At 38.6% G+C, this 10,698-nt stretch carries 5 protein-coding genes, 2 tRNA genes and 3 pseudogenes; 5 read left to right on the top strand and 5 right to left on the bottom strand.

The annotated features are described in order from the left end of the window. Positions 1-101: 101 nt before the first annotated feature. The 3 genes and pseudogenes from GKR74_RS06175 (at position 102) to GKR74_RS06165 (ending at position 2,090) form a co-directional block, all read left to right on the top strand. A tRNA-Lys gene (locus GKR74_RS06175) sits at positions 102-177 on the top strand. Positions 178-321: 144 nt separating this feature from the next. Beyond that, positions 322-397: transfer RNA gene (locus tag GKR74_RS06170), tRNA-Val, on the top strand. Between the two features lie 1,393 nt (positions 398-1,790). After that, a pseudogene (locus GKR74_RS06165) lies at positions 1,791-2,090 on the top strand (helix-turn-helix domain-containing protein). A 238-nt stretch (positions 2,091-2,328) separates the two neighbouring features. On the opposite strand, the gene GKR74_RS06160 reads toward GKR74_RS06165, so the two are convergent. From GKR74_RS06160 to GKR74_RS06140, 5 genes and pseudogenes are all read right to left on the bottom strand, one after another. Beyond that, a complete protein-coding gene (locus tag GKR74_RS06160) occupies positions 2,329-4,056 on the bottom strand; it encodes a potassium/proton antiporter (protein WP_154602935.1) in 1,728 nt (575 codons plus the stop codon). A gap of 370 nt (positions 4,057-4,426) precedes the next feature. Beyond that, positions 4,427-5,095 (bottom strand): methionine ABC transporter permease, encoded by a 669-nt coding sequence (locus tag GKR74_RS06155; RefSeq protein WP_154602934.1) that lies wholly within the window; start codon positions 5,093-5,095, stop codon positions 4,427-4,429. Positions 5,096-5,103: 8 nt separating this feature from the next. After that, positions 5,104-6,105, bottom strand: a pseudogene (locus GKR74_RS06150) (methionine ABC transporter ATP-binding protein); the annotation flags it as partial. A gap of 3 nt (positions 6,106-6,108) precedes the next feature. Next, entirely contained in the window at positions 6,109-7,569 is a 1,461-nt protein-coding gene (locus GKR74_RS06145; RefSeq protein WP_154602932.1) for an FAD/NAD(P)-binding protein, read from the bottom strand. 4 nt (positions 7,570-7,573) lie between these two features. Further along, positions 7,574-8,707: a CMD domain-containing protein gene (locus GKR74_RS06140; protein WP_154602931.1), complete on the bottom strand. Its 1,134-nt coding sequence runs from the start codon at positions 8,705-8,707 to the stop codon at positions 7,574-7,576. Positions 8,708-8,938: 231 nt separating this feature from the next. Here GKR74_RS06140 and GKR74_RS06135 point away from each other — a divergent pair, with 231 nt between their 5' ends. Together GKR74_RS06135 and GKR74_RS06130 are read left to right on the top strand one after the other, a co-directional pair. Then, positions 8,939-9,781 (top strand): MetQ/NlpA family ABC transporter substrate-binding protein, encoded by an 843-nt coding sequence (locus tag GKR74_RS06135; protein ID WP_154602930.1) that lies wholly within the window; start codon positions 8,939-8,941, stop codon positions 9,779-9,781. 158 nt (positions 9,782-9,939) lie between these two features. Continuing rightward, positions 9,940-10,686 (top strand): annotated as a pseudogene (locus GKR74_RS06130) (cyclase family protein). Positions 10,687-10,698: the final 12 nt, after the last annotated feature.

The following is a 10,698-nucleotide window of genomic DNA, read 5'->3' as shown; positions in this document are numbered from 1 at the left end:
TAGAGCAGTTGACTTTTAATCAATTGGTCGCAGGTTCGAATCCTGCACGACCCACCATCTAAATGAAGTAAATCATTCAAGCAGTACAGATACTTGAATATGGGTCGTTAGCTCAGTTGGTAGAGCAGTTGACTTTTAATCAATTGGTCGCAGGTTCGAATCCTGCACGACCCACCATTAAAATCTGTAACTTGAAAGATGTTTGGGTTATTCGGTGTGAACATTAGCGACTAACAAGATGGTTGCAGGTTCGACCCGTAGGGTGAGGCCAAAGGCCGAGAAATCCTGCACGACCCACCATCAAAAATAGCGTCATGAAGTGGGCGATTAGCTCAGTTGGTAGAGCACCTCCCTTACAAGGAGGGGGTCAGTGGTTCGAGCCCGCTATCGCCCACCACTTCATTTTTATCAAAAATCACGTCATAAATCCCCAAAAACAAAACTTAACCTACTGATTTTAATTGGTTTATGCATAGCTGTGCCCAGTAAGATTTTACTATCCCTCTCTCAGCCATTCTTCGTTTATTTTGCTTAAATATTCATATTACGTATAAAGTATTATTCCTATTGAGATTGCACATATCGTTATATTGGCCATTATATTGTTAATATAAACTTTTGAATTTTTAATGAATCAAAATAGTGAATGAAACGATAACGAGACTTTTCCTTGTATTGTAGTGCTCTTAGTTTTTTTTGAAACCAAAATTTAGTTAATAAAAATAAAGCATATCAATGCCATAAGTAAAATCACTTAAATGATAATGTTAAAGGATTAATCCATTTATAGTTTTATCTAAAATGAATTTTTATTAAAAACTATGATGGCAATGAAATTATGCTAGAAATTAAATTATGCCATACCACATGAACAGCCTTATGTTGGTTTGGATTAAATAGACTATTGAGAATATTCTTAGTTGATATTTAAAAAACAGCAAATAAAACTTTCATTGATATTACAACAAAAGAACATCTGTAAAGTAGTATATTGGTGAATAATTCTAGTTATTCTCGTTTTGATAATCTTAAAGTTCAATAATTTTCGAGTGTCTATGTATTCATAATATTAAAATAAGATTATCGATAATCAGTAATGTTCATATTTTTGTGATATTCATCAAGTAAAGTGAATGTTCGACTTCCTTAACGTTAATGTTTTGTTATGTTGAATGTGTAGGTGCATTAAATTCACTAGGTTACTTTAAAAATATAGCGTTTAATTAATTTGTAGCATACAGTTCAAAAAATGTAAGTTATTGATGTTTTATGTTGCGAAATAGTTATATATGTAAAACATATATTTTTTACTTTCTTTTACAGAAAATGCTCACTTAATGTGGTTTTTGACTCAAAAAAACACCAATGTTATCGTGAAACGATTAACTTTGTTACAGTGTTAAATTATTCTGTTTATTTCCTTTATTTTTGGATTTATTGGCGGGAAAGTGATTGGTTTTTAGTGAATTGTCTTGCTATGTGCTATTTCACCTGAGTTTACTAGGTGATATTCACTGGCTATTAATTTGTATAAGCCATTGATAATAAATAACTAATTTACTAACTCGTCTTGTTTGTATAGAGAAAAATATTTTGTTACATAGTTGCAATGTCATTTTTGGACTAGTTGAAACTAATTAGAAGGCTAGTATATCATTCTCTTAGTGATGTTGGATGTATCACCGTGTTTTTATCAATGAACTACATAGTACATATAAAATAACAATGAAAATGGCAGAAAATACCTGCTGATTTTTATTCAATTAATATAGATTGAAGCGAGAATGTTTATGAATACAAAATATCCTGTCGCTTGTGCAGTTGGACAAAAAATTAAATCTTTAAGAAAAGCTCAAGGCTATACAGTTTTCCAATTAGCTAAAGAGATCGACATTAGTGAACAACAACTATTTCGTTATGAACGAGGTGTGAATCGTATTGATATCGATTGTTTAGTTCGCGTATTAAAGGTATTAGGCGTAAATATGGGAGAGTTCTTCAGTGAAGTTCTCCAGGATGATATCAATGCATCTGAGGAAAGAGAATCTAAAGGGTTTAACGACTCGCTTTATTCTCTCGTATGACATTAATTCTTTGCGCATGTTTCATAATGAAACAAATTAAGTTCAGTAATTAAATTGTTTCAAATGAGAACGGTGAAATTAATTAACCCAAGTTAATTAGTAAAAGTCATTGAATATATTAATCGCCCTCTTATATAGAGTACTTGCAAAAATAAAAGCCCCTTTGGGGCTTTTATTTTTTATACATACAAATTAGAAAATAAGCGTGGAAAAATGGAAATGGATTATCACTATTTTTACCATATTATTCCTGCTGGATTTTTACTGGCTCTAAAATAACGGTAACGATACGTGGACCGATCATTTCATCAATTTTTATTTGTATGTTATCTAGCTTAATCACATCCCCTTGAGAGGGTTCATTATCAGTATTAACGTGAATAAATTGATTGAGTGTTTTATCGGAATCAACTTCAATCAAAATTCCATACGACTCATAAATTTCATTTAATCGCGTTGTACCTTTTAAGCTTAAACCAGACTCAGGTAACTCCATAATGGTTGGCTCCGAAGACGTTTGGCCAGAGAATAGTCTTTCTAGGAATAAGCGATTTTGTGGTTTTAGGACGACAAACAAATGATCATTCGCCATTAAGATTGTTGACCCGCGAGGTGGTAACACGCTTTTTTCTCGGGTGATCATCGCAATCACGGTTTGGTCCGGTAGTGCTAATTGAGATAATCGGCGCCCCACAGCAGAGCAGTCCTCGCCCAGAGTATATTCGACTAAGTCAGCATCAATCTGGTCGACAGCGGTAATATCTAATGTCGCAGCGGGTATAAGCGGTGGTGGCTGCATAAGATTTAACTTGCGGGCAAAGTAAGGCAGTGTGGAACCTTGTAATGTTGCAGAAATTAGAACCACGAAGAAGACAACATCAAAAATAAGGTTGGCACCCGGTAATCCAAAAATAAAGGGGAAAATAGCCAAAATAATCGGGACAGAGCCTCTTAGCCCCACCCAGGAGATAAGTGCTATCTCATTTCGTGTGAAGCGAAATAGTTTGAGTACTGGGACAACTGCGAGTGGTCTTGCTACAAAGGTTAATACTAGCGCAATGAGCAACCCTTCCTGCCATACCTCAATTAACGAGCTAGGGTTAACCAGTAAGCCTAACATCACGAACATGATGATTTGGCTTAACCATGCCAGCCCATCATGGAATAAAAAGGTATTGCGTTGAAAAACAAACGAGTGATTACCAATAACCACACCCGTGACAAAAATAGATAAGAAGCCACTGCCATCTAAATTACTGGCGACACCGAATGAAAATAAACCACAGGCAGCCACTAAAACAGGATAAAGACCTGCGGCGAGTAACTTAATTTTGTTGATGATCTTTATTGAAATCCAACCAACCCCAATCCCTACAGCAGCACCGATACCCATTTGACTAACAAATAATAACGCCAATTCACTGCCGGAAGCTTGTGGGTTCATTAGAAGTTGCAGCAGACCAACGGTTAAAAATATGGCCATCGGGTCGTTGGTTGCACTCTCTATCTCTAAAGTCGCCTGTAAACGCTCGTTTAGGTAAATGCCTGCATTGCGTAGCAGTGAAAATACGGCAGCGGCATCCGTTGAGCCAACAATGGCACCTAAAAGTAACCCTTCAAGAAGTGGAATACCTAAAATGTAGGCAGCGGCTAACCCAGTGATACCCGCAGTAATCAAAACCCCAACGGTCGCTAAGGTGAATGCAGGTTTCCAGACTAGCTTAATTGATTTTACTGAGGTTTGTAGTCCACCATCGAAAAGAATCAGAGCAAGGGCGAGAGAGCCAACAGCATAAGAAACATTGACGTTATCAAAGGTAATTTTCCCTAAGCCATCCTCACCTGCCAGCATGCCAATAAAGAGAAACATAACCAGCATAGGCAAACCCAGTCTTGCAGACAGTTTGCTCGAAAAAATACCGAGTAAAATCAATATGGATGAAAGCAATATAAGTTGTTCGATAGTCGGCATAATCAGTTTTCAGTTAGAGGTGAATAAAACGCTGACGATGCATCGTAAAGCGCGCGAGGTAGCTAAAGATGTTATCAAAGTGACTAAAATATACATTTAATGGTGTTTTTAGTCCCAAGAGGCCAAATAAACATTATGATGTATACTATTATGATTATATATGAATCATTTGAAATATATTGGTATTTTACTGCATTTTTTTAAATTTAATTTTTAGAAATAGCCTATTTTTTTATTAAATTCGTGTTAATAGTGACTTTTTTATGTGTAAATATTTTTTGAGGTTGAATTGAAAAGGGGGAGGGAAGATGGGTAATTGTATGAGAAATCAATAAAAGTCGATGAAGATATTTCATCGACTTTATATTAACTAGTGAAAACGCGCCTTTCTTGCCAAAGTGTCACCAATAAACTGTATTCCTTGCACTATAATCACCAAGGTCACAACCGTAATTGCCATAGCAACATTATCAAAGCGTTGATAACCATAATTTAGCGCAAGGTCACCAACACCGCCGCCGCCAACAGCTCCAGCCATCGCGGTTGCTCCAACTAACGTTATACTGGCAGCGGTTAAACTTAAAATTAATGATGACTTTGCTTCTGGTAAAATAAAGTGCCACACAATTTGCCAGTTGGTCGCCCCCATTGCATCGGCGGCTTCAATAATGCCTGAATGGACACTGAGTAATGAATTCTCGACCAATCTTGCCGTATAAGGCGCAATATAAATGACTAATGGCACAATGGCTGCGGTGGTGCCAATAGATGTTCCTACCACAAAGCGCGTTAATGGGATTATTGCCACTAATAAAATAATAAAAGGTAGTGAACGGAATATATTAATTATAGGGTTAATCACGCGATAAATACGTTTATTTTCCCAAATCCCTTCTGGTCGTGTAATAACTAATAAAATTCCCAATAAGATCCCGAATAGTGAACCTAGGACAAGTGCAATACTCACCATAGTGAATGTTTCTGACATGGCCAATAAAAATTGTTTACTTGTCAGTGCTGTTTCAAAAAACTCATTCATACTGTCCCCTTATTCACTGCAACGCCACGATGGCGTAAATAGGTTATGGCTTCATCAATATGTTGTTTATCTCCTAACATTTGCACAAACATACTGCCTAAAACGACGCCATTGATCTCTTTCATGTTGGCAAACAGGATATTGATTTTAATAATATTTTTTATGATAAGTTCATTCACTACAGGCTCTTGAGCCGATTTGCCTAAAAACTCTAATCGATACACATCTTCTTGATGTTCAAGCTGATGGAGTACACGCTCCGGAATTTTTTCATTGAGTACCGTACCCACAAATTTTTGCGTGGTCGAATGTTGAGGATTGGCAAAAATATCAAGTACTGTGCCTTCTTCAACAATGCGACCGGATTCCATAACGGCGACACGATGACAAATCTGCTCAATGACTTCCATTTCATGAGTGACCAATAGAATGGTAATTTTCTGCTCACGATTGATTTTTTGCAGTAATGCCAAAATGGAGGCGGTAGTTTGTGGATCCAAGGCAGAGGTTGCCTCATCACACAGCAAGATTTGCGGATTATTAATTAACGCTCTTGCTATTCCAACACGCTGTTTTTGCCCACCAGAAAGCTGGTTAGGGTATTGGTGTTTCTTATCGCTCAATTCAACGTATTCGAGAATGTTATCTACACGACGGGCAATTTCGTGCTTATCAATGCCGAGTAAAACCAGAGGCATTGCAACATTCTGTTCAACGGTCTTGGTTTCCAACAAATTGAAATGTTGGAAAATCATTCCGATGCTTTTTTTATGAGCCCGTATTTGCGATGGGGTATGCTCCGCTAAATTGTGCTGATCGACCTTGATGGAGCCACCGGTTGGCTTTTCTAATTGATTGACTAAGCGGATCAGGGAGCTTTTACCTGCACCGCTATAACCAATAAAACCAAAAATATCACCTTTATTGATATGCAAATTAATATCTTGTAGAGCGACTAAGGATTGCCCATTTTTTTCATAGATCTTTTGGACATTGTTAAATTCAATCATCCTTTACTCCACATTTTCAATCAGTTGTACGCGCTGAGCGGGAGGTAAGGCAGGCTGCCATTCATCACCTAATAACTCATTTTCTGTACTGGTTTTAACCAACTCAAGGTACTGCAGCCGATGGGCCAGATACAATTTAGCTGCAATATGATCCGCTAAACGCTCAGCTCCGGTATTGGTACCTGGGATCAGACCAATTACGGGACCCATGCTGAGTGAGGCACTTAAATTGAAGCAATAAAAATGGTCGATAAACGGAAACTCGTAACCCGATTTTGCTTGTAATTCAAAGTGTTCACCAAGATAGGGATGTGCGGCAAGTTCATCATTTTCTTCACCTTTAGGTGGGGTATAAACATCTTTCCATGTTTTAATAAACGGTGCTAAGCGATGAAATGCGCTGTGTTTCTGCCAATTCAGTCGATAGCCTGTCGCTAAAATGAGGTAATCAAAAGAGAAGTCCCCCTGAGTGGTGGCAACGTGCAATTTATTCTCTTTGACGGTGACATCATTGACTTGCGTATCGAAGTTAAAATATGCATGAGTATGGCGAGAAACACGCAGTGTGCTGCCATGAGGGGCTGGGGTTTTCGCTTTCAAAACATAGTCGGCATAATGCCATTTTTGCGCATCGGTAAAATATCCATAGGCATTGGTAAAACCGGCACTTCCGGCGACCTTTCCTCGGTTTACTCGCGGCATCTCTTTTGCTCGGATCAATAACTCAACAGACTTAGCACCATGTTCTAATGCAGTGGCTGAACTGTCCATCGCCCCCGCACTGTAGCCTACAACGCCAATATTGAGTCCGTTAAATCGCTGATAGTTGCTACCTGCATATGAATGTTCCCAGTATTGGGTTGGAATTTTATCCATAAATTCTGGGATGTTAGGCTCGCTAAATGACTCCATACCCGTTGCAATCACAACATGCTGCGCGATAAAAGAGACCTGTCCATTGGGAGTGTCAAACGTTAATTCACGACCTTGAGGGATTAATTTAACATCGACTAATTGGTGCTGATTCAGCAGTGTGGGTGCCGTCATGGTTTTAAACCATTGTAGGTACTCACCCCATTGTAAACGTGGAATTTTATCGAGATTTTCCCACGCACCATCGCCAAATTGAGCTTTAAACCAGGCTTGGAATGTTAAAGAGGGAGAGGCGAGAGCAGGACCGACAACCTGTTTAGGTGACCGCAAGGTTTCCATCAAAGCTGGCGTTTGCCAAGGGCCTTCTTTGCCTGAGGCTGCTTGGTCAAAAACGATGGCGTTAATTCCCCGTAATTTCAAGGCAAAAGCCGCAGTAATTCCCGACATGCCCGCACCGATAATGGCAACATTAATCTGTTGTTTATCAAGATCTTCATCTGATAGCGACCATGAACCAATCGGCAAATTAAGATACTGCAAATCCTGATTTATTTGCGCCTCTAGAGCGGCTAATCCAATAACCTTATCCATGGTATTACTCCTTATTTTCAGGGAGTTCAAACGGTTCTCCCAATGTCAGCATTAAGCGATTAGCCCATGAGAAAAAAGCACTGGATTGAATTAAGTCGAGTAATTCTAGCTCCGTTAATCCTAATGAACGTAATTGTTCGATTTGTTCAACAGAGGCTTGAATAGGCGTAGCTGAGAGCGAAGCGACAAGAGAAACGGTAGCTAAAAGCCTTGGTTCATAGCCTTCAGCAAGTACGCTTCCGGCGGGTGTTGCTAATAGTTTCTCGACATCAACGAGATGTTCTTTTGCATACTGGCTAGCTTTGCGCGCATGAACTGAGGCGCAATAAATGCAGCCATTCACTTTACTGACTGCAGCGGCGGCAAACTCTCTCTCCCAACGAGGTAATCCACCTGAGGTATAAAAAATACCGCGGTCTATCTGTGTACGTAGCGCTAAAATTTCGCTTTGATGAGCTAACAGAAGGAAATACTCAGAATTTAATTGTCCATGTTTTTTCAGCGTTTGAGTTTCATCGTCACTTAACGAATTGACATCTCGTGCAGATAACCAAGATTCCCAACCTAATTGCAGTTGTGTAAAAGCGGTTGGTGATGGTTGTCCCAATTGTGTTGTCGTTGCGTGATTCCAATTTCCTGCTGTAATTGGAAAGTGTTGAACTGCTTTATTATCTGAATTCGGATTCTGTCCAACTAATAATTCCAATCCAGCAACTAAGCGGGATTGATAAGTGACAAATGTAATTAACTGAGCCAATAAAATAATATCGGACTCGGACCATCCTTGTTGAATAAATTGTTGCGTTAAAGCGTAATCCGCTTGATTTGGATTACTGGTTAATACTCGAAGATATTTCTCAGCAAGCGTAATGTCAGGTGTTATTTCGACGATAGATTGTGATGATAATAATTCAGCATAATATTTTGCGAGTAATACTGAACCAGTAATTTTTGCCACGGAAAGCGCAAAATAATATTTCACATTTAGAGGCAGTATTTGAGAGGGTACAGAAAAAATGGCCTCAAAAGCGGCTTGAGTATTCTCTGTTGCAACCGGTCTTTCTGCGCGGGTTTTCGCTAATTCTGAGTCTGGTGTCAGGTTAAGAATATTGTTAATTAAATCAAATTTTACTGTCATAAATAACTCACTTTATTTAAATTTTTTTATCTCCTTCATTACATATCAATCACATCATTATTCGAACTACCATTTTGTTATATGGTTATAACCATTTTAGTTTGGTTAATTTTTATATTCATTTCTATTTAAGTTATAACGAACGGATCTAAGACGTTAAATAAATCCTGTTTATACTCCGGTCGATTGGCAATATTAAAAATTGAAAGTAATCACCATAGGGAATAGCAAATGTTCAAACAAAAAATAATAAATTTATCTTTAGTGGCAACCGCAATCATTGTATTGGCAGGATGTGGTGATAATAAAGAAAAAGACAGTTCAGATAAAAAGCAAATTACGATTGGCTTCGGTGTCGGGAATTATATTGATCAGGTCGATAAAGGCATTGTGCCTATTTTAGAGAAAAAAGGTTACCAAGTGACCTTACGTCAATTTTCACAGAATAGGCAAATTAACCCTGCATTTGAAGAAGGGGCAATTGACGCATCAGTAAACCAAAGTCGCGCGTATATGGAAGCGTATAACCAAAAAAATAACATTAATATGGTCGCATTGGCCGATTCACCAAGCGCACCGCAGAGCTTACGTTCGAATAAACACAAAACGCTGGATGACGTGCAAGATGGCATGATTGTCGCGCTGTCAAATGACCCTGTAAACGCGGAACGTGGTGCTCGAATTTTAGAGCAACTGGGTTGGATTAAAATCAAGCCGAATGTCAGTACGCTCAGCTTTAGCGTCAATGACATTGAACCTGCAAAATATAAGCTCGATATCCGTGAAACAGATGCCGCGCAAGGTTTACGTCTATTGGATGATGTGGATTTTGTGGTAGTGAATGGTAACTATGTAGCGAGTGCAGGGCAGCGTATTGCGGATGGTTTGGTTGTTGAAAATTCACCACTTGAACATCGCGTTGTGGTTTCTGTGCTACAAAAAGATCTCGATACTCAATGGGCTAAAGATTTAAAAGAGGCTTTTGAATCAAAAGAGTATGCAGATTATATTCGCTCTCAGCGTATTTATGATGGTTTTATTGAACCTGCTGCGTGGGCAAATTATTCTAAATAATAGTCGAATCTTCGTTGCCAATTTGGTGAAAAAATTGGCAACAGATCGTTTAGAAAGATAGACAAACGCCATAGAGTTGGTTATTACCTATTCAGAATAAATAAAAATAGCAAAATAAAATTGTCTTGATAAAGACCAAAAACAGATAGGGGAAAATGATGGCTAACGAGATTTTAAATGCACTAAAGGTCTTAAAATCCAAAAAATGGGTGGATTTAACGCACAGCTTTGATAAAGATTCTCCTCATTTCTTTATGTTTGATTCTGCAGAATTTAAAACATTATTTGGCTACTCTGACGGTTTTTTTGCTCAGCAATTTACCTTTCCTGGGCAATACGGTACGCATATTGACGCACCTTGCCATTTTGTTGAAGGAAAGCGCTTTTTACATGAATTGGAACTGCAAGAATTGGTCTTACCGCTGATTGTTATCGACCAATCTGAGCGGGCTGCACAAGACCCTAATTTTGCTTTTTCTCGCGATGATGTTTTAGCCTTTGAGCGCGAGTATGGGCGAATCGAACCCGATAGCTTTGTGGCGCTACGTACAGACTGGCATAAACGTTGGCCTTCTCAGGAAGCGATGGATAATAAAGACGCTGAAGGTAATAACCAAATTCCGGGGTGGGGTATGGATGCGCTCAAATTTTTATTTGAAGAGCGTGGCATTAAAGCCATTGGGCATGAGACATTTGATACTGATGCAGCAAAAGATTTTCGCCAAAATAATGCGCTATTAGGCGAATATTACGTCTTAGAACAAGATACTTACCAAATAGAGTTGATGGCGAATTTAGATCAATTACCAGCTCGTGGCGCCGTGATTTTTAATATTGTCGCTAAACCTAATAATGCGAGTGGGTTTCCTGTTCGCTCATTTGCTATTCTTCCCTGAAAATCTTAAACGCCTTTCTCA

The organism is Providencia sp. wls1914 (assembly GCF_009706645.1).
In the GTDB taxonomy this organism is placed as follows: domain Bacteria; phylum Pseudomonadota; class Gammaproteobacteria; order Enterobacterales; family Enterobacteriaceae; genus Providencia; species Providencia zhijiangensis.
Note: the sequence above shows the minus strand (reverse complement) of the source record. Positions and strands in the feature narration are given on the sequence as shown.

What these genes read in the sequence shown, in the direction of transcription:
- GKR74_RS06155 (WP_154602934.1), bottom strand. Translation starts at nt 5,095, where the DNA reads ATGAATGAGTTTTTTGAAACAGCACTGACAAGTAAACAATTTTTATTG.
- GKR74_RS06140 (WP_154602931.1), bottom strand. Translation starts at nt 8,707, where the DNA reads ATGACAGTAAAATTTGATTTAATTAACAATATTCTTAACCTGACACCA.
- GKR74_RS06145 (WP_154602932.1), bottom strand. Translation starts at nt 7,569, where the DNA reads ATGGATAAGGTTATTGGATTAGCCGCTCTAGAGGCGCAAATAAATCAG.
- GKR74_RS06160 (WP_154602935.1), bottom strand. Translation starts at nt 4,056, where the DNA reads ATGCCGACTATCGAACAACTTATATTGCTTTCATCCATATTGATTTTA.
- GKR74_RS06135 (WP_154602930.1), top strand. Translation starts at nt 8,939, where the DNA reads ATGTTCAAACAAAAAATAATAAATTTATCTTTAGTGGCAACCGCAATC.